This window comes from Bacillus sp. FJAT-47783, assembly GCF_022808615.1.
Taxonomy (GTDB): domain Bacteria; phylum Bacillota; class Bacilli; order Bacillales; family Aeribacillaceae; genus Bacillus_BZ.
On the sequence record NZ_JAKZKS010000033.1, the window covers coordinates 1 to 24,581 of the forward strand.

20 protein-coding genes and 1 pseudogene are annotated in these 24,581 nt (G+C 36.8%); 2 read left to right on the top strand and 19 right to left on the bottom strand.

The genetic code is table 11. From position 1 onward, the window contains the following. The 4 genes from MLD65_RS16415 to MLD65_RS16430 all read right to left on the bottom strand — a co-directional run. Positions 1-369, bottom strand: a 369-nt coding sequence (locus tag MLD65_RS16415) for a T7SS effector LXG polymorphic toxin (RefSeq protein ID WP_243292935.1), incomplete at its 3' end; no start/stop codon positions are given. Between the two features lie 314 nt (positions 370-683). Further along, a complete protein-coding gene (yhbH, locus tag MLD65_RS16420) occupies positions 684-1,859 on the bottom strand; it encodes a sporulation protein YhbH (RefSeq protein ID WP_243292936.1) in 1,176 nt (391 codons plus the stop codon). Positions 1,860-2,385: 526 nt separating this feature from the next. After that, a complete protein-coding gene (locus MLD65_RS16425; RefSeq protein WP_243292937.1) occupies positions 2,386-3,198 on the bottom strand; it encodes an ABC transporter permease subunit in 813 nt (270 codons plus the stop codon). Next, complete coding sequence (locus tag MLD65_RS16430) at positions 3,195-4,076, bottom strand: ABC transporter ATP-binding protein (protein WP_243292954.1); 882 nt, start codon at positions 4,074-4,076, stop codon at positions 3,195-3,197. Before MLD65_RS16430 ends, MLD65_RS16425 begins: the two co-directional genes overlap by 4 nt. Before the next feature lie 151 nt (positions 4,077-4,227). Here MLD65_RS16430 and MLD65_RS16435 point away from each other — a divergent pair, with 151 nt between their 5' ends. Beyond that, positions 4,228-4,815, top strand: coding sequence for a TetR/AcrR family transcriptional regulator (locus MLD65_RS16435; protein WP_243292938.1), 588 nt, complete (start codon positions 4,228-4,230; stop codon positions 4,813-4,815). A 35-nt stretch (positions 4,816-4,850) separates the two neighbouring features. Here the strand turns inward: MLD65_RS16435 and MLD65_RS16440 are convergent, their stop codons facing one another. The 10 genes from MLD65_RS16440 to MLD65_RS16485 form a co-directional block, all read right to left on the bottom strand. Continuing rightward, positions 4,851-5,822 carry an agmatinase family protein gene (locus tag MLD65_RS16440; protein WP_243292939.1) on the bottom strand — a complete coding sequence of 324 codons (972 nt, stop codon included), beginning with the start codon at positions 5,820-5,822 and terminating at the stop codon, positions 4,851-4,853. A gap of 8 nt (positions 5,823-5,830) precedes the next feature. After that, positions 5,831-7,099: an imidazolonepropionase gene (gene hutI / locus MLD65_RS16445; protein ID WP_243292940.1), complete on the bottom strand. Its 1,269-nt coding sequence runs from the start codon at positions 7,097-7,099 to the stop codon at positions 5,831-5,833. Between the two features lie 11 nt (positions 7,100-7,110). Next, positions 7,111-8,769 carry a urocanate hydratase gene (gene hutU / locus MLD65_RS16450; RefSeq protein WP_243292941.1) on the bottom strand — a complete coding sequence of 553 codons (1,659 nt, stop codon included), beginning with the start codon at positions 8,767-8,769 and terminating at the stop codon, positions 7,111-7,113. Between the two features lie 416 nt (positions 8,770-9,185). Beyond that, complete coding sequence (locus tag MLD65_RS16455) at positions 9,186-10,664, bottom strand: helix-turn-helix domain-containing protein (protein ID WP_243292942.1); 1,479 nt, start codon at positions 10,662-10,664, stop codon at positions 9,186-9,188. A 246-nt stretch (positions 10,665-10,910) separates the two neighbouring features. After that, on the bottom strand, positions 10,911-11,474 hold the full coding sequence (locus MLD65_RS16460) for a hypothetical protein (RefSeq protein WP_243292943.1): 564 nt from the start codon (positions 11,472-11,474) through the stop codon (positions 10,911-10,913). After that, on the bottom strand, positions 11,467-12,099 hold the full coding sequence (locus MLD65_RS16465; RefSeq protein WP_243292944.1) for an ATP-binding cassette domain-containing protein: 633 nt from the start codon (positions 12,097-12,099) through the stop codon (positions 11,467-11,469). The genes MLD65_RS16460 and MLD65_RS16465 overlap by 8 nt, the downstream gene beginning before the upstream one ends. A gap of 2 nt (positions 12,100-12,101) precedes the next feature. Then, positions 12,102-12,902: a hypothetical protein gene (locus tag MLD65_RS16470; RefSeq protein ID WP_243292945.1), complete on the bottom strand. Its 801-nt coding sequence runs from the start codon at positions 12,900-12,902 to the stop codon at positions 12,102-12,104. 1 nt (position 12,903) lies between these two features. Then, positions 12,904-13,365: a hypothetical protein gene (locus MLD65_RS16475; protein WP_243292946.1), complete on the bottom strand. Its 462-nt coding sequence runs from the start codon at positions 13,363-13,365 to the stop codon at positions 12,904-12,906. 238 nt (positions 13,366-13,603) lie between these two features. Then, positions 13,604-14,419: a hypothetical protein gene (locus MLD65_RS16480; protein WP_243292947.1), complete on the bottom strand. Its 816-nt coding sequence runs from the start codon at positions 14,417-14,419 to the stop codon at positions 13,604-13,606. Positions 14,420-14,493: 74 nt separating this feature from the next. Further along, entirely contained in the window at positions 14,494-14,949 is a 456-nt protein-coding gene (locus MLD65_RS16485) for a hypothetical protein (protein WP_243292948.1), read from the bottom strand. Between the two features lie 506 nt (positions 14,950-15,455). Here MLD65_RS16485 and MLD65_RS16490 point away from each other — a divergent pair. Continuing rightward, a pseudogene (locus MLD65_RS16490) lies at positions 15,456-15,637 on the top strand (Tn3 family transposase); the annotation flags it as partial. A 212-nt stretch (positions 15,638-15,849) separates the two neighbouring features. On the opposite strand, the gene ltrA reads toward MLD65_RS16490, so the two are convergent. The 5 genes from ltrA to MLD65_RS16515 form a co-directional block, all read right to left on the bottom strand. Then, positions 15,850-17,175 carry a group II intron reverse transcriptase/maturase gene (gene ltrA, locus MLD65_RS16495; RefSeq protein ID WP_243292949.1) on the bottom strand — a complete coding sequence of 442 codons (1,326 nt, stop codon included), beginning with the start codon at positions 17,173-17,175 and terminating at the stop codon, positions 15,850-15,852. Positions 17,176-17,768: 593 nt separating this feature from the next. Next, complete coding sequence (locus tag MLD65_RS16500; protein ID WP_243292950.1) at positions 17,769-19,664, bottom strand: PrkA family serine protein kinase; 1,896 nt, start codon at positions 19,662-19,664, stop codon at positions 17,769-17,771. Positions 19,665-20,153: 489 nt separating this feature from the next. Continuing rightward, the gene (locus MLD65_RS16505) at positions 20,154-21,638 is read right to left on the bottom strand and encodes a YjiH family protein (protein WP_243292951.1); all 1,485 of its coding nucleotides are present in this window, start codon (positions 21,636-21,638) and stop codon (positions 20,154-20,156) included. A 254-nt stretch (positions 21,639-21,892) separates the two neighbouring features. Then, positions 21,893-22,900, bottom strand: a complete 1,008-nt coding sequence (gene speB / locus MLD65_RS16510; protein ID WP_243292952.1) for an agmatinase — start codon at positions 22,898-22,900, stop codon at positions 21,893-21,895. 100 nt (positions 22,901-23,000) lie between these two features. Then, positions 23,001-24,359, bottom strand: coding sequence for a sigma-54 interaction domain-containing protein (locus MLD65_RS16515; protein ID WP_243292953.1), 1,359 nt, complete (start codon positions 24,357-24,359; stop codon positions 23,001-23,003). Between the last annotated feature and the right edge of the window lie 222 nt (positions 24,360-24,581).

Below are 24,581 nucleotides of genomic sequence, written 5' to 3' on the forward strand. Positions count from 1 at the left end.
AAGCTTATTCGTTACTTCATGATCGACAAACGAGGTCGAAACGACCGTTCCCTCTCCTAAGTCTGCCTCTTCCATGTCTCCTTCGATCCCTTGTAGAAATGCAATTTGAACATCGATAAAGTCAAGCCACCCATCCATGACATCTAGTTGTGCCTCGTAAAAATCTTTAATGGCATCGGCTCCTTTCCCTTGAAAGGCTTGATCTAAATCAGCGACTCTTTTACACGCTTTTTTCACTTCTTCTAACTGTTCTTTCAATGACTGATACTGTTTTACCCGTGTTTTTGCTGCTGAAACGAGTGGATGTGCCTCGTATAGTAAATCTTCCATGATTGCAAGAAGCCCTTTCTCTTTAGTTTTTCCCTGCATATCCTCTACATTAATTAAGGAACATCTGAATCTTTCACCTAGAAATCTCATTCATTTCCATTTCATCTATAATATAGTATAAATTTGGAAGTTTATAAGTTAAATAGGAAAATATTCTCTTTTAAATTAATAAACACTAGTAAAAAAATTACTTTTTCATTTAATCGGTAGAAAAAATATAAATTATAGTCTAAAAGACGGATGACTAATTAACCTAATCATTCATCTCACTTCAAGAACAAAAGTGTTATCAAAATGATAAAAATTCTGTTTTAAAATATAACCACCTCACTCGTGAGGTGGTTGATTGTCATTTAAGCATATTGTTTTTCATTTTCTTCTTTCCGAAAGAAGCTCTTCATCGCATGGAAAACGTCAGCTTTTTGTTTGAGGATATAATAGCGGAATTTTTCGTTATCAATGTTTTTATAAGCAGACATTAAGGTTGAATGACGATTATACTGGTTTACTTCACCGTAGCCAAACATATTGCATACTTTCATGATCTCATTTACGAGCTTGACACAGCGAGCATTATCAGATGTTAAGTTATCCCCATCAGAGAAATGGAACGGATAAATATTATATCGAGATGGTTGATATTTTTCACTTATTAATTCAAGTGCTTTTCGATAAGCAGATGAGCAAATGGTTCCACCGCTTTCACCTTTTGAGAAGAAATCATCCTCTGATACTACTTTAGCTTCTGTATGATGGGCGATAAATTCAATTTCGACTGTTTCATATTTTGTACGTAAAAATCGGGTCATCCAGAAAAAGAAACTGCGAGCCATATACTTTTCCCATATTCCCATCGAGCCACTTGTGTCCATCATTGCGAGAACAACAGCCTTAGATTCAGGTTTAATCACTTCGTTCCATGCTTTAAACTTTAAATCCTCTGGAAAAATCGGGTGAAATTTCGCTTTACCTGACATTGCATTTCGCTTATAGGCTGCAAGCATCGTTCGTTTTTTATCAATATTCCCCATTAAACCAGTTCGACGAATATCATTAAATTCGATATTTTCAACCACATTTTGATCTCTTTCTTTTCGCTGTAGATTTGGTAGTTCTAGTTCTTTGAATAAGGCTTGTTCTAAATCCATAAGCGAAACTTCAGCTTCATAGTAATCTTCTCCTGGTTTATCTCCCGCTCCTTGACCTTTACCTGGTCCTTGTGCACTTTGACTTCCATCTCTTGCAACGACATCCCCAACTTCACTATCTCCGTCTCCTTGACCTACATGTTTATTTTTGTCGTAATTATAGCGAATTTTGTATTCATCAAGAGAGCGGATAGGAATTTTTACGACATCCTTTCCTTTGGACATAATAATACTTTCTTCTGTAATCAGATCAGGCAAATTATTACGAATGGCCTCTTGCACCTTTTCTTGGTGACGAGTTTGATCATCATGGCCTTTACGGTGGAGGGACCAGTCTTCTCTTGAAATCGCGAAATTATGATTATCCCCGTTTGACGGCATTCTACTTTCCCCTCCCTAAATTTTTTTCATGAACAATTCACAAAATCCCCATTTCGTGCATAAAGTAATGTGAATAAAACTTCATTTCGTTTTAAATCAGTAATAGATTACTCTATACTATGCAGAAGATTCAGATTATTGACAATCCATTACAAAAAATGGGCGATTGTCCTATAATTCTTTCATTTTCATTGGACAAACTTTAAAAACGTTTCCAATCACCTTCCTGCTGTTTCAAAAGCACGTTCTCTGACAACCTTGTAACATATATTTATGAAACAAAAGCTTTCTACATGCACTAATCTAAAAAATAAAGTGAAACTTCATTCCCCACTGCAGATTAGTAATTTCCATAACACATAAAAAATGCACCGCGTTATACGATGCATTCACTCTTTGGGCTACTCTGAATCTGGGTGCTTACCATCTTGCTTCAATTCTTGATTCACACGTCACTTATCCTTATACATTCATTCACTATTTTCAACCATTCTTTACCCTTTTCGAAAAGTGATAAAACACGTTTTTAGAGCGGTAAATCACGCTTATTAAACACTACAATGGATAAGACGAAGAAAAGAAGACCCGTTACGCCTAATCCAATTGAAATCGGAACGACTTCGACAACACCTCTTGCAATGTCATCTGGCTGATACGCAGTAAATAGGGTAAAGTTTTGTAACCAGTCAAGCTTTTCACTTATTTTCGAGATTAGACTAATCATGAAAAACAGAACGGTAATTCCACCTGAGACAGATAATGCTCTTTTTTCATCATTGAAGAGACAAGAAAAGAAAAAAGAATAGCTACATACAACGAAAAAGAGTAAAAATCCAAGTACATTAATTTGAATAAATCGATCCATGTGGAAGGTTTCGCCATCCATAAACAGATTAGCACCTAAAACTCCAGATAGAAATGTGAAAAGAACGATGACGAAAAGTCCTAGAATCAAGACAAACGCTTGGGTCAAAGCGATTTTCGTACGAGATGTAGAAGTAGCAAGTAAGTAAGCCATAGAACCACGATCAATGAGCCGCGCCATAAGCTGAGTTGATGTAAGAATACTATAAATCATCACAATGAGAAGAAAAATTAACCCATAATATTCGGCAGCTAAAAATCCACTTAAATCATCAGGCATTCCTCCCTCAAAACCAAACGCATTTAAAAAACCTTCTGGCATCTGCTCGATAATTTTATCAAATTCAATGGATCCAGCAATTTGCGGATACATCCAAACAGCTAAAAGCAAATAGCCCCCCGCTCCAAATGCATAGCTGATCATTGTTTTTCCATTTAATTTCATCATTGTCTTAAAAAGAGAAAGGCTCATCATTGATCTTCCCTTCTATCATAATAGTGCATAAAAATTTCTTCGAGACTTTGTGTATGCACATCAAGGCTATCAATACGTAATTGACTTAATGCACGTATGAACGATTCGTAATCACCTTGTACAGCAACTTGGACTTGATTTTGATTTGTCTTCGTTATTTCTAGACCCGATTGCAAAAGTTTTTTTACATCTTCATGTCGCTTCAGTGTAAGATCAAATAGTTTTCGTTGCATCGTTCTTAAGCGGCGAACATCTTCAATCGCGACAATTTTTCCGTCTTTAATAATACCAACACGGTCAGCCGTTCGGTCAATTTCGGCAAAGCTGTGTGAAGACATTAAAATGGTTTTACCTTTGTTCTTTTCTTCTTCAATTAATTCAATAAACTGCCTTTGCATAAGTGGATCAAGTCCTGATGTTGGTTCATCTAAAATGAAAATATCCGGATTATGCATAAATGCAGCCACAAGACCTACCTTTTGCTTCATCCCTTTAGACATTTTTCGAATCGGTGTTTTTACATCAAACTGAAAGCGCTCGATAAGTTCATCTCGCTTCGTATAATCCTTTAGCCCTCTCATTCCCGCTAATAGTTGTAAAAACTCAAGCCCATCCACTCCTTCAAGGAAGGCTATTTCACCTGGTAAATACCCTACCTTTTTTTGAATGGTAGGACTATCATTCCAGCAATCTAGTCCATTAATGAGCGCTTTTCCTTTTTGTGGCTTCATATATCCCATTAAATGACGAATCGTTGTCGACTTTCCTGCCCCATTCGGTCCTATATAACCGAACACTTCCCCTTTTTGAATTTCAAATGATACATCAAATATTCCCTTTCCATTTGGAAAGACTTTCGTTAATTGCTCGATGACGATGCTCAAAGCATTCACTCCCTTAAATGAAATGAATAAAATCGTTTCATTAAGTTCATAATATAGTATTCCTCATACAAAATCAATATGTTTTGAATAAAATGAATTGAATTTTTTCAAAACGTTCTCTATAATAAGGACGAGGTGAAAAATCGTGGATGGGTATCAAAAGCGGACAGAGAAGAAAAAAGACAGTATTCGAAACGCAGCGATGGAACTTTTTTCAGAATTTGGATTTGAAAAAGTGACCGTTGCAGAAATTGCTAAAAAAGCAAATGTTTCTCCTGTTACGATTTATAATTACTTTGGAAATAAAGATGACCTTGTTAAACATGTCATTTCACATTCGTTAAATGAAGCCATTAATGAACGGAAAGCTGTTATCGAAAGTAACATTCCATTTCCTGACAAAATAAAAAACCTCATATTTGAGAAAGCTGCCTACATTGAAACAGTCGATCCGGATTTTTTACAAAAATTGATGTCAAATGATCCGGAAATAAAAAAAATTGTGGATGAAATGTATCAAAAAGCTATGCCTCTATTAGTTCAGTTATTCGAAGAAGGAAAGCGTGAAGGATATATTGACGAAACAATTTCAACTGAAACATTATTAATGTATGTCAACATGTTCAAACATGCTGGTAACCAATATCAATTATTTGATTCTCCTGAGAAAAACGCGCAAATAACAAAAGAAATTGGTCAGCTGTTTTTCTATGGGCTTTTAAAGAAAAAATGACCTTACAGACTACCTGTAAGGTCACTTCTAAGATATTAACGACATTTCACACCCGTTAAAAACGAAAGCATTGTGTAAACACCTGATTTCACGGTTGCATCTGCTACATCCCGAAATGGATCAAGGCAAACGATGTCCATTGATTTCACTTTTTCATGTAATCCTGCTTGATAAACGGCATCAAACAATTCATCTGTTCGCATGCCGCCAGGTGTTGCCGCTGGAGCTCCAGGTCCGTATGCGATATCTAATACATCCATATCAACCGTTACATAAATCGTATCTACTTTTTCAGCTAGCTCTGCTAAGGCATTCGCAACAACCGTTTCAATGCCTTTTTTCCTTACTTCTTTCATCGTGACATAATGAACACCCTGCTCATCAGCATATTCCTTTAATGACTTCGCATTAAAAAATCCGTGTAGACCAATATTGTGAACATTGGAACCTTTTACTGTTCCGCTTTCAATTAAATTTCGAATCGGTGTTCCGTTTGCTGGACCAAATTCTTTTAAATCTCTTAAATCGAAATGTGTATCGAATTGTAAAATCCCTATTTCTTCATGAGGGTGGGCTTCTTTCCATCCTTTCACAAGCATCGCTGTAATCGAGTGATCCCCGCCAATCGAAATAGGCATCGCGTTTGGATAGTTCGTTCGAATCGCGCTTATTGCTTGTTTAATATTTTCATGGCATCTTGAAATGTCGGTTACATGCTGCTTTACATTCCCGATATCAATAACATGTAAATCCTTTAAATCTACATCGTAGTCTAAATGATAGGTCGTAAAGGATTTCCATGCTCGGCGAAAGGCATCCGGGTGCTCACTTGCAAAGGAAGCACTAATTGATGAGCGAGATAGCGGGATTCCGAGTAAAATGACGTCAGGTTCTGCCATGTCTTCCTTGGCTGGTTTAATCCACTCATGAACTTTCGGTTCGACTACTTCCTGCTTTTCATCCCAAATAAAGGGCGGACGGTCGACCCAATCGTAAATATTTTTCATAATATGAGTTACCCCCTTGAGACGACAACTTCCCCATTTTTAATAACCGTATTAGTATGATTCATGCCGTAATGGTAGACGAGCTGCATATAATTAGGAACGTCAAAAATCGCAATATCCGCTTTTTTCCCAACTTCAATACTACCAATCTCGCTTCCTCTATCAATTGCATGTGCAGCATTAATCGTGACGGCCGTTAACACTTCAGCTGGTGTCATCCCCATATGAAGACAACCGAGATTCATTATAAATGGTAAGGAAACCGTTGGGGATGATCCCGGATTACAATCTGTCGATAAGGCAACAGGTACACCGCGGTCAATCATTTTTCTTCCATTTGCGGCTTCCGTCATTAAGAAAAAGGCTGTGCCTGGTAGTAAGACAGCAATAACACCACTTTCAGCCATTTTTTCAATTCCTTCATCAGAGGCGCGTAACAAATGATCAGCAGAAACAGCCCCGACTTCTGCGGCTAATTCCGCTCCTTTATACGGTTCAATTTCATCCGCATGGATTTTCGGTTTTAAGCCATATTTTTTTCCAGCTTCTAAAATGGTACGTGACTGCTCTGGTGTAAAAACTCCGCGTTCGCAAAACACATCATTGAATTCAGCAAGTTTCATTTCACTAATCTTCGGAATCATCTCTTCACAAACGATGCGAACAAATTCATCCGGATTTTCCTTATATTCTGCTGGTACAGCATGTGCCCCCATAAATGTGCTGACAAGATCAATCGGATGTGTTTCTTGTAATTTTTTCGCAACACGCAGTTGCTTTAATTCATGTTCAAAGCTTAAGCCGTAACCACTTTTCGCTTCAACCGTCGTAACCCCATGTTGTAAAAATTGATCAAGGCGGCGCTTACTTTCGTTAAAAAGTGTTTCTTCGTCCGCTTCCCTTGTTGCTCTCGTCGTCGCATGAATTCCGCCATCAGCGTTCATAATTTCCATATATGTCGCACCGTTTAGACGCATATTAAATTCATTTTCTCTACTTCCTGCATATACAATGTGTGTATGTGGATCAACTAAACCTGGCGTAACGGTTTTTCCGGTTGCATCAATCACTTGTGCTTCTTGTAAACGGTCTTCGAATTGTTGTTGTAACTCTTCATCTGTCCCCACTGCGACAATTTTTCCGTCTTCGATCCAGACACTTCCGTTCTCAATAATGTGTAATTCACTCATTTTCTCGCCAGTTAAGGGAGCATGAGAGCTCCCTTTCAATGTAATTAACTCGTTCGCATTTCTTATAAAGATTGGTTGTGATGACATGTAAAACCCTCCTACTTCATCATCGGAATGTGGATTCCTTTTTCCTTCGCTGTTTTAATCGCTAAATCATAGCCAGCATCTGCATGGCGTACAACACCCATACCTGGGTCTGTCGTTAACACACGTTCAAGACGTTTTTCCGCATCCTTAGTTCCGTCCGCTACAATAACCATACCTGCATGTAACGAATAACCCATTCCTACGCCGCCACCGTGGTGAACAGATACCCAGCTAGCACCACCAACACTGTTAATTAATGCATTTAAAATTGGCCAATCCGCTACTGCATCACTGCCGTCTTTCATCGCTTCGGTTTCACGGTTAGGTGAAGCAACAGAGCCGGAATCTAAGTGGTCTCGACCGATGACAATCGGTGCCTTTAATTCCCCGCTTGCAACCATATCGTTAATGATTTTCCCAAACTTTGCACGCTCTCCATAACCGAACCAACAAATACGAGCAGGCAAGCCTTGGAATTGAATTTTTTCCTGTGCCATCTTAATCCAGTTACATAAATGTTTATTGCAACTAAATTCACGTAAAATAACTTCATCTAATTTATAAATATCTTCTGGATCACCCGATAAGGCAACCCAACGGAAAGGACCTTTTCCTTCACAAAATTGTGGACGAATGTATGCCGGAACGAATCCTGGGAAATTAAAGGCATCTTCTACCCCTTCATTTTTTGCCACTTGACGAATATTATTTCCGTAGTCAAACGTAATCGCGCCTTTCTTTTGCATTTTAAGCATTGCTTTTACATGTTCAGCAATACTTTGTTTTGATTTAGTTTCATAAAGTTTTGGATCACGACTTCTTAATTCAACTGCTTCTTCCAATGTAAATCCTGCTGGTACATAGCCGTTAATTGGATCATGTGCTGACGTTTGGTCTGTTAATACGTCTGGAATGAAGCCTTTTTCAATCATTTCTGGTAAAAGCTCAGCAGCGTTTCCGAGGAGTCCAATAGATAAAGCTTTTCCTTCTTCTTTTGCCTTTTTCGCAAGTGAAATGGCTTCGTCTAAGTTATTCGTCATCGTATCTAAATATTTCGTATCTAGGCGACGTTGAATTCGTGTTTCGTCGACTTCAATCGCAATACAAACACCGCCATTTAATGTGACTGCAAGTGGCTGTGCACCGCCCATACCGCCAAGTCCAGCCGTTAATGAAATCGTTCCTTTTAAGGAGCCGTTATAATGCTGTCTTGCTAACTCAGCGAATGTTTCATACGTTCCTTGGACAATCCCTTGACTTCCGATGTAAATCCAGCTACCAGCCGTCATTTGTCCGTACATCATAAGACCTTTTTTATCAAGCTCATGGAAGTGGTCCCAAGTAGCCCATGCTGGAACTAAGTTTGAGTTTGCAATTAAGACACGTGGCGCATCTTTATGTGTTTTAAACACTGCCACCGGTTTTCCTGATTGAACGAGCATCGTTTCATCATCTTCTAAATTTAGTAATGTCTCAACAATCGCATCGTAGCAATCCCAATTTCGCGCAGCTCTTCCAATCCCGCCGTATACGACAAGATCTTCTGGATGCTCGGCTACATCTGGATGTAAGTTATTTATTAACATACGTAGCGCTGCTTCTTGAATCCATCCTTTTGCATGTAACTCAGAACCTGTATATGTTTCAACTAAACGATTTTTCGTACTCATTATGTTTTCACCTCTTGAAATTTTCTGATTACACTAAAAATTATAAAATGATAGCGTTATCAAAAATAGGTCATTCTGTTTTGAATAGATAAAATTATTTTTGATTTTTCTCTGATAGCTAGCTAATTACGGTCCAAAATCTCTACTTTTTTTAGATTTATTTCATTATTTACGATATATAACCTGAAGGTGCTACTGTTCTATAAGAGAAGTGCAAGCACCTTGCTCACCCTCAGACAAAAATGTTCTTACGATGAAAAGGCGTTATTTCTTTACGGCGTCACGCGTTTGACTCAAGGGGAAGGCGCTGGAGTTGGACATCGAAGTCTCCATTAATGTCAGAAAACTTGATCAAAAAGATATAAAAAAATAACCGCACCTTTATTTCGGTACGATTACGATTACGTTCAATGCTATCATCTTTTCTTCTCTGTTCGAAAATCCCTCGGTGAAGATCTCGTCACTTCTTTAAATGTTTTGCTAAAGTAATTAGCATTCCGAAAGCCGACTCTTTCAGCAATTTCTTGTACGGTTAAATTCGTTTCCTGCAATAATTTTTTCGCTTCATTAATCCTTAAGGCCGTGACGATTTGTCGAAAGGAAGAACCGTGCTTTTTCATCAGAAGATGACTATAATAAGCAGGACTTCGCTCAACAATGCTTGCGACCATTTCTAATGTTAAATCTGGATTCGTGAAATGTTGTTCAATATAAGCAATCCCTTTTTCAATAATATTCGTTCTCGATTGTTCTTGCTCTCTCTTTGCTTTGTCTAATAGGTCATAAATAAACAAAAGCATTTCTTGAACAATTCGATATAAGACAGGTGAATATAAAATGTCATCAAAAATTTGAAGGTAGTATTTTTCAATCTCCCGTTCATGTAAATTATACGTTTTCATAAATCGGCGCACTTGTGCTAAAATACTCGTCAGCTTTGTACGTAGCAATCCCGGTTGTGGATAAGGAGCTTTTAAATGGAGAAATTCATCATACATCCATTGTTTAATTTTCTCTTTGTCAAACTCGTTTAACATTTCAATCCAAATTCGTTGTTCATTTGGTGTTAAAAATGGATCAAGCGCCTTCCAATTTTCAAATTGAGCTTCAGGTAAAATAATTTGTCGATACCCAATAAAAAACGTTACTTCTAATAGTTTTCGTGCCGATTGATACATTTCATAAAGCGAATTATATTGTTCATGAAACGGAATGATGACGATTGCAAGTGGCTCCGTATTTTTTTCTTCCCACTCTTGCAGAATTCTTGTCCCAACTTGCTTTAAATTTTTTTCCTCATGAGGAATGAGGCAGACGACCAAATCTGTTAAGGGAAACACAAAAGGGATTGTTGATGATGCTTCATTCTCAAGGAACGTGCGTAAATGATGGACATTCATTTTACTTTCTGTTTTCAAGAGCATAACGGAAACATCAATAGGCATTTGTTGTTGTTTGACAAATAACGAACGGTACGAATACGATGTCTCGATCTTTTCCGGAAAAAATCGGGACGATTGGTCGCTAGAGATAGACGATAAAGCTGATGTCATACATTGCTTAATTTTCATCGGTTCAAGCGGCTTAACAAGCAAGTCGATACTTTGACACTCTATTGCCTGTTTTGCTCGTGCAAACGTCGTTTCAGCCGTCACACATATGACTTTTTTCGTATATAGATTCACATAATGCTTTAATGCATGCCAGTCTTCTTTTCGTACCATATCTAATTCTAAATAAAATAAATCCGGTGCCTCTTTTTCTAATAGCCTCATTGCTTCTTGAACCGTTCCAGCTAAAATCACCGTTTGGATTGGAATTGAATAGGCAGAAATTAACCATTGTAAGGCGTTTCGCTCTTGATTATCTCGCTCTGCAATTAATAGCTTGACCATGTTGCCACCAACCCGAAAGTTTATTTCTTCTATTATACAAAAGTTCAAGTGTTTTTCCTTTCATTTTATAGAAGTCATTTCCAAGAGACTATTGTTTTAGTCAACTACTCTTGATCTAGTAGTTAGACCTTTAGAGTTGCGCTTTTCTTTCTTAATTTGCGGATTCCCTATTTAGGTGTTTTTGCCCATCCCCCTCCGAAAATGAGAATAGGCGCTTCCTTATTCAAGAAAGTCGCCCTTAAAACATTATGTTTTTTCTTGCAATTCGTAGTAGTAAAGTGGTATTCCTTTGGGACTTTGTGGACCAGCTATTACAATGTAGGCAGGCTTATCCACATTATAATCGTTATAATAGTAATAAAAATCACCTAATATAAAATCAGTGGAAATTGTCAAACTAACAGTTTCATCTTTTTTAAGGGAACTAATGGAAGAATAAAAATCCTGATTATTTTGTTTATTCGTATAATCAACAAGTGCAAGGCTTTTATAATCTCTATAATTTTCATATATACCAAATTTATTCTGCATTTCAAGAGGACGATCACTTTTTTTTGTCACTTCAATAGGAAGTTTAAAAACCGCAATTTTTTCATTTGGAAAATGGTCACTTTCTTTTATGAGTGGAGGACCTGCCTGACCAAAGGTTAACTCCAAGTCGCCAAGAGTGATTGTATCACCTGCTTGAACATTTTTCCGATAAGTTTCGTAAAAATGTCGATTCTCATTGACGGCTTTGATTCTAATTGAAACGATAATAATTAAAACTACTAGCAAAATCAAAATATATTTCCACTTTATTCTAACCATTTTTGACCACTCCTTCAGAAATGGTATAAATATCATCTGATACTTGTTCTAAAAACTCACGATCATGACTGGTAACAATAATCGTCTTGCCTTCCGATTTTAATTGTTTTATAATTTGTACCATTAGTTGTATACCTTTTTCGTCTAAAGCATTTGTTGGTTCATCCAGCAATAATAAATCCGGATTTTCCATGATTGCTTGCGCTATACCTAATCGTTGTTTCATACCAAGAGAATATTTTTTATATTTTCTTTTGTCTTCCGGATCTAACCCTACCAAACGTATTGTTTTTCGGATTGCTTCTTCGTTGATCTTGTTTCTAATTTTCGCCAAGAATAATAGATTTTTAAATCCAGTGTAGTCAGGAATAAAACTAGGATATTCTATCAATACACCAACACTTTCAGGAAATGGTGTATCTTTTCCTACCGTTTTATTATCGACAATTATTTTCCCTTCCGACAGTTTAATCAAACCAGCTATTGCACGAAGTAGCATTGTCTTTCCAGAACCATTATATCCGCGAATTCCATGTATTTTCCCTTTTTCAAAAGAAAGACAAATATCGTCTAAAATAACACGATCCTTTATTTTTTTCGTTACATTTTCACATATTACATACATAGCTACTTTTCTCCTTTTTCATTTATAAAATCTATTTTGTTCACGACAAACAGTTCAATAGCAAACAAAAACAAAATAAGGATACAGACCCATATCAATATAAAAAACCAATTTTCTCTAAAAACAGTTGCTTCATTCCATCTGCTAAACATTGTATAATTACTAACTAAAAAAGCACTTTTACTGAAAATAGAAAGAAAGTTGAAACTAAATATTGCTATGAATGCTATTATTTCCCCTAAAAATAAACTCGCAGCCTCAAAAAATAGTGCTTCTAGGAATAGAGTAAGAATGAAAAAAAGACAAAAAATAATAGAAATTTTCCAATTAGAAATAAATGAAAGACTAACGTGAAACAGAAGGAATTGCATCAATGAAACAAAAAAAATAAATAAAAGGAACAGCAATATATATAAAGTTGTATATAAGAATAACGAAATGACCTTACTTATAACAAACCTTCTCGTCCCAGTACGAATAATAATAAAACCACTACTGCCTGTTAAATCTATCGTAAAGAATGTTCTTAGCGATAAAAAGTACAACAACTGAAAAATTAGCCAAAGATAAGGAATTTGGAAGGTGCCACTTTGCTTAAATATTTCTAGATCTACTTCAGAAAATCCATTCCAGAATCGTTCGATTGATATCCATTCGGCGCGCGTACTTAAATCATTTAACTCAAACGCTAAAATAAAAAAGATGGTAATTATTAAGAAGAAAACAATTTGTGTAATGATTTGATTTCTCCCATAATAAAGACGCATCCTTAAATCCCTTTTGATCAACGTAAATATCGGCACTTTATTCCTCCTCTTTTTGAATCTGAATTGATAATAATACAAGCAAACCAACCATTAAAAAAAGGTTCTCGAATAGTGCAAAAATTATCCCTGGAATTGAAAAAACTGGCGTATACAACAATTTTGTCGACTTTAAAATTACATGACCAAATAAATATTGATCACATTGAGCAATTAATAATACAAGAAAAAAGCTAATCTGTTCTGAGAACTTTTTAGCAAAAACAATGAGTAATAATCCAATATTTGTTAAGTTTAGGTAACAAAATATCAACAACCAAATAATATGCATAAAGTCATTTGCAGTGATTGATTTCGATGCCAATGGAAAACAAACAATTGTAATAATTCCAATTAAAAATGTCCCCCAAAGTGCCACAATACTCATTTGAATATAATAAAAACATAACAACTGCCGAATACTATTCATTCTTATTCGAATATTAACTGGAATTGTATGCACTTGACCAGCTAGAGCCGATATTAATATAAACGGAATTAGAAACCAGTAAACCAATCTATAATATTTATCAAGATTATATGTAAATACATGGAAGGGCTCAGGTATATATGAATAGGATGTATGATATAGAAATATTAACAATCCATACATTAATAACAATATAATTCCAGTAAGTAGGTACAAATATACTTTCTTACGATTTGCAAAAAAGTATCGTATATTAAATTGAAAATAATTTTTATCTATCAAGATTTCTCACACCTATAATCAATAGAATTAAAGTACAAATAATCATAGAGATACAAAATAGTAACACACTCCATGGATAAACAGGTAACACTGAACTCATATCCAAAAAATTTATTGGTGATAAAGCGATATGAAAAAACTCGCTGCAAACAGAAATTAGAAGACTGATGAATACTGGAGTAGCCAATACAATCAAAGTAAATCGAAAATATAAACAAAGCACTGATGAAAAAATAGCAAACAAACTACCGATAAAGCCACTTAAAAGGATATAAAACAAGGTATGCATTAGTGGGTAGTTTAACTGCAAAGAAATAAATAAAGTTTTAAATGAATAAATACCATACGTATAGTAAATAAAAGGATTTGGTGAAATTGCTGGAAATGTAAGAGAAAATAAAAGAAAATTTATTAAAATAGGTATGACAATAACAAGAAATCCCGCAACAGCGCTAATGAATAGCATTGAAAACAAATACGTATACTTCCCAGACCTCATCATCATCAATTGATGGTAGTTTACTTTTTTATCTGTAAGAAGTTGAATACTAAAAGGAAGAACAGCAAGAATAGGTAATAACATAAAGAACAAATCTGTCATTTCAGACATACTAGCATTCAACCAAAGTAGATAAGCTGAATCTGGAATAATTGATTGCTTCCCATATAATGCTGCTGCTTTTTCACCTCCAATAATTGTCATTGTTGTTTGAAAATAATGTAAGACCGTTATTAAAGAACCAATTATTAAACCTATGTAAAAGAATTTACTATGTAATAATCTTTGAAATTGTATAGCTATCAAGCTTTATCAGCTCCTTTTTAATTAACTAAGAGAACAAACTCTAGTAATAGTTCTCTATATAGTTATCTAGATAATTAAAGTCCTATCACTTGTGCGCCATCCGGAGTGTAGTCAGGACTCCATTTAACAGTTGCTGTGTCGGAGCCCCAAAGTATATCATAATGGGCATGGAAACGAACTTGTACACCATCCCAGTATTTTTCATGCGCGAAATTGTAAACTTCATATCTTGCTCCAGGATACGCATTAAAGTATCCTCTGTAATTCGCCCGAACATACTTTGTTCCATCACCGTATTGTGAATCTACCTGTGGTTCAATTTTCAATGTTAGATTTGAAGTATTATTAATATACATGGATGAAGCGGAACCTTTTTTTCTGCCATTTGTATAGTCATCTTCATCAAATGCAGAAAAATCAAAAGTAAACTTAGAATCCGAATAATCCGGTGAATAAGCCTGCACACCAACAGCAGCTGATGCAACTGCCCCAAAAAGTAAAAGTGAAGCTAAAGTCTTTTTAAATTTCATAATTTCCCCTCTCTACTAAGAAATTACTAGCGTTTATTCTTCATAATGGTACTTAACCTTAAATATTATGTCAATATAAAATAGTATTGAGATTGATTCACAAAAATTATCTCTTTATTCCATTTCACCTTTTTTAAAAGTCCCCTCTTTTGGACTCATCTCCGGGCAAGATGGCTAAAACTATTGCCATCTCCTTCTACTATGCATATCAGAAAAGTCCATCTGTTACAAAATGTTTCTTTGTTATAATTCACCGTCCTCCTATAAAAAATGTTATTCTTTTCTTGAAGTGCACGTAAATAATAGCGCTTATTCCAAAGTCAATCTTCCATATAACGGCCGCTTAACTTAATATCTTTTTTTAATAATCCCCTAATTTTCCCCAGTCACCTATTCAATTATCCCCCCTTTTATAGGCATCTTTATTGTAATTCAAAACTCAATTCTTTTTGCGTTTATAAAGGTGTACTTTTAAAACCTATTCGATAGGGGCTGATTCTTGGGGCAATGAGCATGAAAGTCATTATGTATTTGATATTTTATTTAACATTACAACCGTATTCAGCCTAATGTGCATTCCACGGATACACATGGAACCACCGAAGTGAATTTTGCTATTCTTCACTGTTTAGGCTATCAGTTTGCGCCACGCTACAAGGATATTCACGATAAGGTTAACAAATCTCTTATTCAAGAATTAGCCTAATTAAACGTAATACCGGAAACAGAGTAAGCAATGTTTAAGGAGTACTTCCTCAAATCTTTTAGTGAAGTACTCCTTATTCCACCTTTTAGGGGGGATGGGCAAAAACACCCTATTTTGAAAATCGAGTAGGAGGGAGTGATTAGCTCCCGTCCTCTCACACCACCGTACGTACCGTTCGGTATACGGCGGTTCAATCAAAATGAATGACGCAAGGATTCATAACGTTCTTGTAGACTTTTAAGGCTGATCTTGTTGTTTTCGACGATATTGGAGCAGAATTCATAACGTTCTTGTAGACTTTTAAGCCCTTGGTTTCTCCAGTAGGACGTGCCAAGGGTTTTGTGTAATATTGGACTATTCGAGATACGCCAATAGCCTTTTCGGCTATTCCCCCATTCGAAGGCTTCCCCTTTCGGTACCCCATGTTTTATGAGATTACGTACCTTTGTCTTCGGCTTCTTCCAGTCCTTCCATAGACACATGCGAAGTCTCCTTCGTATCCAACCATCTATTTCTTTGAAGATTGTCTTCGTATCTGCTAACGCGACATATCCGCACCAGCCCATCAGGTATTGGTTTAATTGGGCAATCCGGTGTTCGATTGGGTATGGCTTATTTCTTGAGGTAATTTCTCGTACTTTCTTCTTCATTCGTTTTATGCTTTCTTTTGCGATGCGGACCTTTGGTTCATTTGAACTCGTGAAACTGAAACCTAGAAACTTTCGTTTCCACGGTCGGTCAACACTTGATTTCTTTTCATTCACTTTCAAACGGAGTTTGACTTCAACGAACCGTTGAACGCTTGCCATCACACGTTCTCCTGCCCGTTTCGATTTTACATAGATGTTACAGTCATCTGCGTATCGAACGAATTTGTGCCCTCTCGCCTCTAACTCCTTGTCTAGCTCATCTAGTACGATGTTCGATAGAAGGGGACTAAGCGGACCACCTTGTGGTGTCCCTTCTTCTGTACGAGAGATCACTCCATTTATCATCACACCAGCTTGGAGATATTTGCGGATCAGTTTTAGTAGTGATTTATCATGGATTCTCTTCGCTAATGTGCTCATGAGTCGGTCATGGTTCACTTTGTCGAAGAACTTTTCTAAGTCTATGTCTACTACCCATCTATATCCTTCTTGAATATAACCTTTTGCTTTCTTCACTGCATCGTGGGCACTCCGATTCGGACGAAACCCATAACTGTGCTCCGAAAATGTTGGGTCATATCGTTTGGATAATACTTGGGCTATGGCTTGTTGAATTAATCGGTCTGTCACGGTTGGAATACCTAGTAACCGAATACCGCCGTCGGATTTCGGGATTTCGACCCTTCGGACGGGCATTGGTTCATAGGTTCCGTTGAGAATCGCTTCCCGAATGGATGGCCACTTTTCGATGATGTGCTTCCGTATGGTTTGTACGGGCATCTTGTCTACTCCATGACTTCCTTTATTCTGTTCTACTCGTTTCAGTGCTTGAAGCATATTCTCCCGTGACAGGACTTGATTCATAAGCATTGTCATTCTTCCTTCCGTGAATAGCGATTCTTCTTATGCCAGTTGTCACTCCACCCTCCAAGAGGTCCCCCACGGGATTCACCGTTTCCTCCCTCAAGCGAGGTACAATGTTTTCTGTGGTCATCATGACTCATTGAATGCCAAGATGCTATTCTCTTTTGATTGTTCGGTCCTTCCAAACCGTTCTAGACCGGTTTGTACTATGACCTCTGCTGACTTCTGATGATTCAGCTACTTATCACTAAGTAGGTTATGAAGAGTACTTCACGTATTCATCAGACCTCCCCGGGTAAGGGTGCAATCTTTCCTTCCATCTATCTGCTTCATTTACTTGGTATCACCTTCGGCAGAAAGGACTTTGTTTTGTTCGGCAAACTCACCCAATGATACCTAGCCTCGTATGAAGTTCGTGTTCCTCAGACCGGAAGTTTGCCGCCCGCTTCCTTCAGATTCCACGTCGCCATGGACACCCTTGCGTTAAGCTAACTGTTACTTCTGCCTTCACAGTTCGGGACTTTCACCCTATAGATTACACCCATGCCGGGCACACCGAAAAAAATCGCAAGCCTCTCGAGCTTGCGATTTTTTTATTTTTAGCGATTGAGTAAGCTTCCGACATAGCGTAGTAACTCGTTTGCAGATGTAGAATTATAGCCATGCTCATCAATTAAACGAGCCACGACTTCGTTAATCTTTTTCAACTGTTGCTCATCTGGTGTTTTGGTGGATGTTGTAATTTTGACGACATCTTTTAAGTCAGCAAAGAGCTTTTTCTGAATCGCTTCACGCAGACGTTCATGTGAATTATAGTCAAATCGCTTTCCTTTCCGAGCGTATGCGGAAATTCGAATTAAAATTTCTTCGCGGAACGCTTTTTTCGCGTTTTCAGAGATCCCAATTTGTTCTTCAATTGAACGCATTAATTTCTCATCTGGATTCATTTCTTCTCCTGTTAATGGATCGCGGATTTTGTTTTTGTTACAATACGCTTCCACATTATCTAAATAGTTATCCATTAATGTTTTCGCTGATTCTTCATAGGAGTATACAAATGCTTTTTGCACTTCTTTCTTCGCAATTTCATCATATTCTTTTCGGGCAACGGAGATAAAGTTTAAGAAACGCTCCCGATCTTCATTTGAGATGGATGGATGTTGATCTAACCCTTCTTTTAATGAACGAAGGACATCTAGTGCGTTAATCGATGGTACTTCTTTCCGTATGATCGTTGAGGATATACGGTTGATCACATAACGCGGGTCAATGCCGCTCATTCCTTCGTCTTGATACTCTTTTTTCAGCTCTTCAACATCTACCGAATTAAAGCCTTCGACGCTTTCGCCATCATATAGACGCATTTTCTTCACAAGGTCAACATCCCCACGCTTTGCCTCTTTCAGTCGCGTTAAGATTGTAAACATCGCCGCGACCCGTAACGTATGTGGGGCGATATGGACATCTGAAACATCACTTTCTTTGATCATTTTTTCATAAATTCTTTCCTCTTCCGAAACTCTTAAGTTATACGGAATTGGCATGACAATAATCCGTGAATGAAGGGCTTCGTTTTTCTTATTGGAAATAAACGAACGGTACTCGGTCTCATTCGTATGGGCAACAATTAACTCATCTGCAGAAATAAGTGCAAAACGACCTGCCTTAAAGTTTCCTTCTTGTGTTAACGATAATAAATGCCATAAAAACTTTTCATCACACTTCAACATTTCTTGGAATTCCATCATCCCACGATTCGCTTTATTTAATTCGCCATCGAACCGATACGCTCTCGGATCAGATTCTGACCCATATTCAGCAATCGTCGAAAAATCAATACTTCCTGTTAAATCTGCAATGTCTTGAGATTTCGGATCCGACGGGCTAAATGTCCCAATTCCGACCCGCTTATCTTCTGAAAAGAAGATCCTCTCGACCTTAACGTCTTCAATTCTGCCGCCATATTCTTGCTCAAGTCTCATCATGTTTAATGGAGAAAGGTTTCCTTCAATTCGAATTCCATATTCCCGATGAAAGTCTTCACGAAGATGATGTGGAATTAAATGGAGTGGATCTTCGTGCATCGGACAACCTTTAATCGCGTAAACAGCCCCATTGTCTGACTTAGAATATTGTTCTAAGCCTCGCTTTAACATTGTAACTAACGTTGATTTACCTCCACTAACTGGGCCCATTAGTAGCAAAATCCGCTTTCTTACGTCCAGTCGCTTCGCTGCAGGATGGAAATATTCTTCAACGAGTCGTTCTAACGCTTCATTGAGTCCATAAAGCTCCTGATCAAAAAATTTATAATGCCTTTTTCCATCAATTTCTTCAATTCCTGCATCCTTAATCATATTGTAAACACGAGAATGTGCGGACTGCGCGATCCATGGTTTCTGTTTTAAAATCTCCAAATATTCAGCGAAGGTGCCTTCCCACTTTAAACGCTCTTCATCTTCTCTAAACTTTTCAATTTTACTTAAAATATCCATAAGGACCTCCTCCATCGTTGGTAATCCTAGTGCTTTGGTGATTAATACACTTTATGCAAGGATGTCCCCTAACATTCTAAATTTATTTGGAAAGGTTTTAAGTAAGGTCAAGTTTGAAAATTTTTTAAACAACGTAAATTCCATTCACACCTTGGATACGATAATGTATAATAAGACTAGCTCTTATTAACCGTTTTTTATTACATATAAAACAAAGGAGGGGCGATCATGAATACTGCTTTAATGATGGGTGTTATTCTTGCCTTTTTAACCGCTATTTTTACTGCTGGTTATGAAGGAAAGCCAGGTATTAAAAAGAAGTAACAAAAAATTTTAACAGAGTATAATGGGGTAAAAGCGCCCTGATCTCTGAAGCAGTCATAACTGATTATTTTAACCCTTCCCTCGGCTAATATGAGAGAAGGGTTCCCTTTAGCGTGCCTCTTTTTCGAATTTCTCCCTTTGAATGAGACTCCATTTCATTACTCCTTAAAAAAGAAGATGCATAAATATGGCGACAATAGGAATGGCAATAATCGTACGTTGTGCAAAACATACAAGGAGTTCCCAAAATTTAATTGGAAGCCTTGTCGCCATCATCACGACAATCGTTTCTGACAGGAAAATAATTTGCACCATCGATATAACGGTAACAAAGTATCTCGCTCCGATATCTAGCATCTCAATTTGATCTGCAATTAAAAGGACAGGCAGGAACATTTCCGCAATCCCAACTGGAATGGATGGAGCGATTTCTTGCGCATTAGGGACACCGAGTACTTGTAAGAATGGAACAAATATTTGTCCAAGCCAATGGAAAAGTGGTGTGTACTCAGCAATGATCAAACCAGATATTCCTGCAGCCGCTAATAAAGTAAGTACTTTTGGGATGACGATACACCCATCCTTTAAACTCAAAAGAATTTCCTTATATATACTACCTGCTGTATAAGCACGTTTGACAGCTCGGTCAATACCACGCCTAATAATGCCAAGTTCAAATGTTGCTTCTCCGATTCGCTTATCTTCGGTTTGGGTTTTCCCATTCGAATAAATACTTGATTTTTTAGATAAAGGTGGGATTCTTACCATAATAATTGAAATGACAAATGTTATGAATAAAGATGAAAAATATGTTTTTAAGAAATGTTCGCCTAAGCCTGCCGTATTAATGACTAATAAGGCAAACCCTACGCTAACAGCACTGAAGGACGTAGCAATGATCGCTGCTTCTTTTTTCGTGTAAACATTCATGCGATATAATTTGCTCGTAATAATAACAGCCATAGACGAGGAAGTAACAAATGAAGCAATCGCATCAATAGCACTTTTTCCTGGGACTTTAAATACGGGTCTCATGATCGGTTCTAAAATCGAACCGACAAAATCAATAGCTCCATAATTTAAAAGAAAAGGCATAAAAAAAGCGCCAACGATAATAATCCAAAGAACCCCAAGAACAATAAAAGGAATAACTGTTCCACCAGTACTACTTCCGACAAGCCAATCAGGACCCGTAAATGAGGCAACGTTTACATGGAGAGTATAAATAACCGTATAAATTGCTCCTAAAAGATATAGGAAAGGATGAAAAAAAGAGTCATGTCCATAATAATTATGGAAAAAGGAATCTCTTTTTTGCGTGTATTTCCCATAAAAGCTTCCAAATGTATTTGCGATCATGATGAATGTCACAATCCATAACCCTACATTTCCTAACAAATTAACAAAATATTGATAAATGTACCCAAATAATATATCGGATTTTCCATTAATCGTTAACGGAACGAAAAAGACGAGTACGGCGATCGCTGTAAAAAAAATTGATTTCAAAAGACCGATTTTGTACTGGCGACTATTTAAAGTGATAAAGTCAACATAACCTGGATCATCTCGATCCGGAATTTCCTGCCTTTCGGTTGGTATTTCATGATACACCTTGTTTTCGTCTATTTGAACTGTGCTTTCATTCATATACGTCACGTCACCTCCAAGCTTTTTGACTACATAGTTCCCTTCACTTCCTGTTCTATATCAAAGCATGTATACAATAACGATTATTGAATAGCCAAGATTTACATAGAACATTTTCCTATCTATGTAAATCTTAAAGCTACTTAAATGCTTCCACTCTTTAAATGTCGCACGGGTTTCTGTGTAAAAGATAACAAATAAAACTATGTTAAAAAACTATACTCAATCATTCCTCAACTTAAACGTGCATTTGACTAACCATTAAAAGCCGGTTGTTTTCCGTAAGTTTCTTGACTATTACGATCTGTTTTTTTCTCTTTTTCTTTTAAAACAAAACTAATTAAATCCAATGAAAGACGTGCCGCGACTTGTCCAGTCATTCCTGCATGATCATAAGGAGGTGACACTTCAACCATATCAAAGCCGATTACCTCGCCTCTCTTTGCAATCGCTTCCAAAAGTTCATTTACTTCATCATAAATGAAACCACCAGGAGAAGGTGTTCCCGTTGCAGGAGCTACCGAAGGGTCCAAACCATCAATATCAATCGTAATATAATAACGGTCTCCTTCTGGAATTTGCTTTATTACATTTTCAATACCTATTTTTCTAATTTGACGCGGTGATAAAATGACACTTCCGTAATCTTTAGCAGCATCCACATCTTCCTTTTTGCTGCTGCTAATTCCACGAATTCCAAATTGGAAAATTTGTTGCACATGCTCCATTTCAGCTAATCGGCGGATACAACTTCCATGACCATATCGCTGCCCGGAACGATGGTCTGCCCAGTCTAAATGAGCGTCAATTTGAATAACATGGAAAGGTCCTTTTTCAGCTAATGCTTTACCTACTGGAATCGTTATCGAGTGATCACCTCCTAAAACAACAGGCATGGCACCATTTGAAACAATTTTTTTAACTGTATCTTCCGTGTTCTCATGACATTGCATTAAGTCTCCATGCACCATATCTACATCACCGCAATCCACCACTTTCCATTTCGGACCTAAATACATTTCATCTTTTTCAATATCATAAGCACCGTCTAATCCAAAGCTGTAGAGTGTAGATCCTTCCCGTATTCCTCTCGGTCCCATTCTCGTTCCTGATTTCCATTGTGTCCCCATATCATTTGGAACACCAATAACAGCGACATCTGCATCAAGTTGGTCTAAATCGGTACATATCGGATATTTACCAAACGTACATATTCCCGTAAAAGGTAGATTTAGAAATTGTTTTTCATTGTGATCAGACATGAAATTTGCCTCCCTTATTTTTTATTGTCACTATTCATAATTGCAAACTTCATGCCAACGGAAAAATAAAGGAATGAAGCAATGATATAGTCAAAAATGACTAACACTCCTGAACATATTTCCGAATTTTCCGATTAGCCGTTGATTGACTGATCCCTAATTTTTCAGCAAGTTTTATGCTACTCGGATATTTTTCATACATACGTAAAATAAACTCTTTTTCTACCATATCTAAATAATTTTTTAGCGTCATTTCTTGTAAGGATATTTCTTTACTTGAATCTCTCTCTTCCAATTCAACGTCGATTTCTCTCTCGCTTGATGTAACAATCTTTTTTTCAATAAAGTTTCGTAATTCTCGAACATTTCCTGGCCAATCTTTTTGGCTAAGGTAAGCAACCATAGCTGGAGTAAATTGCTTATCCATTCCATATTTACTATTGATCTCTTTAATCATTTCGTAAATTAATGGAATCATTTCTTCTCTCCTCTCTCTAAGCGGGGGAATTTCAATCTTTACAACATTAATTCGATAATAAAGATCTTCCCTGAATTGTCTTTGTTCAATCATCTTTTCTAAGTTTTGATTCGTCGCACAAATAATTCTACATTTTACATCAATGCTTTTGTTCCCACCAATTCTCATAAACGTTTGGTTTTGTAAAACGGATAATAATTTTACTTGTAGATTCATTGGCAATTCACCTATTTCATCAAGAAACAATGTTCCTTCCCCTGCTGTTTCAAAAAACCCTTTTTTCCCACCTTTTTTCGATCCAGTAAAGGCTCCTTCTTCATATCCAAATAGTTCTGATTCAAATAACGATTCGGGTATAGCACCGCAATTCACCTCAATAAAAGGATGATTTTTTCTTTTTGACATTTGATGCATCATATGAGCGATTCGGTTTTTACCAACTCCTGATTCCCCCTCTAGCAAGACCGTTACCCCTAAATCGGCTACTTTTGATACGATATCAAGTATTTTTTCCATCTTCCCACTCTTAAAGAAAAATGGTTGTACCACCTGTTTTTTTAACTTTTCGATTTCTTCTTGATATAACTGGATTGCTTTTGCCACTTGTTCATTTTCTTTTTTTAAGTATTCAAATTCCGTGATATCTCTTGAAAAACTAAGGGCTCCAATTAACGAACCATCTTCATCATAAATAGGATAGCCGGAGATAATCAGCTTTCTTTTATGTATCGTTTCTTGGATAATCGTTTGTTCTTTTTTGTTTCTCAGCACACTTGAAATAACGGAAGGTGAAAAAATCCCTTCTTTTTCTAAAGTAAAAACATTTTGATTAACAATTTTCTGTAATGGAATTTTAAGCATTTTTCGAGTAGCTTCACTCGCATATAAAATATTCCCCGAAGCATCCGTAATAAAAATTTCATCAAAAGAATGTTTTAATATATGTTTTAATAAGATAGAAGTATCCTTTCTTAATTCCATTGTTTTACCCCCTAGTCATTCATGATTATATACTATTCAAAAATGACTAAAAATTCAAATTATTATTAAAAATAAACAACAAGTACAATCTAATTCAAATACAAATAGAGTAGGGTAACCTCTTTCAAGGCTACCCCCTCATCAAACCGTACGTGCCCTATTAAGGCATACGGCTTACCAACGTGTTCCTTATCATCATCAGTAGGTTGCTAATCGTTGGGC